At 34.5% G+C, this 1,002-nt stretch carries 1 protein-coding gene; it reads right to left on the bottom strand.

All coding sequences use genetic code 11. The annotated features are described in order from the left end of the window. Positions 1-184: 184 nt before the first annotated feature. Positions 185-1,002 (bottom strand): D-lactate dehydrogenase (gene dld, locus ABZV77_RS42745; RefSeq protein ID WP_356268806.1); only part of this gene is annotated, 818 nt, incomplete at its 5' end.

Genomic DNA, 1,002 nt, shown 5'->3' with positions numbered 1-1,002 from the left:
TAAATCTTATAATAGCTATATTTTATCATATAAAAAACAATAAAAAACTTTTTTAAAAATTTTTAAAAAAGTTTTTTTAAAGTATATCTTTAAATATTTGGTTACTGTTTTAAGAACAATCAGTAGGGGTCACTACAGAATCGACAAATGACGATAACGGTTATTTTTTAACAAACTTTTTATTCTAGTATTCGCCCCAATATTTAGACATTGTTTGTTTACCAACGCCAGGGTTGAAACTATTAGTTGGATCATTTTTCTTATAGTGCTTGATTAAGGCCGGTGCTGCCAAATATAGATGCCCAACATTGTGTTCGGCTGGATAAACAGCGTGACGCTCATCCAAAATTTTAAGCATTTCTTTTTTAAGTTCATGCGCATCGACGCCAGGTTTTAGAATATAATCCTGGTGCATAACGTGATCAAGTAAGTGACCATAATAAATTTTGTGTTCTATTTTGTCTTCAATCTCTTTAGGCAAATGCTCGAACCACTTATAATCATTACTTGCCAACGCTATATCTAGTGGCAAAATGTCAATACTATCCTGTTTTAATTCTTGATATCGAATCGCAACCCCAGCTGTTACATAGCGGTGAGTTGCCGCTTTACTGGTCTCATTGGCATCGGCTTCAAAGTAGTCGCCACTGGCTTTGTCAAAATAAGATTTGAGATACTCTCGCGCTTCTTCAATACCATTACCAGCCATTTTCAATTGTAGGTAATGGTCGTACTTTTCGTAATAATCATCTAACCGCTTTGGTATTTGATTAGGAAATAAATTACTTAATGTTTGAAGCAAACGATCTGGGAAATAAGGTTTGAAAAACGGAATGTGCTTCAAAAAGCGTTCGCCCCATGCTTTTAGCGCAAACATTTGGGGCAAATGACCCGTACCAATTTTTTCAATCACAATTAGTGAGTCTTTACCATATTTCTTGGCCAATTTATAAGCATTTTTATGCATATATTCACCAGAAACAGGCAATTCTTTGAATGTCG

The organism is Streptomyces sp. NPDC004732 (assembly GCF_040609235.1).
Classification (GTDB): domain Bacteria; phylum Actinomycetota; class Actinomycetes; order Streptomycetales; family Streptomycetaceae; genus Streptomyces.
The sequence above is the reverse complement of the archived record's forward strand: the minus strand, read 5'-3'. Positions and strand labels throughout refer to the sequence as shown.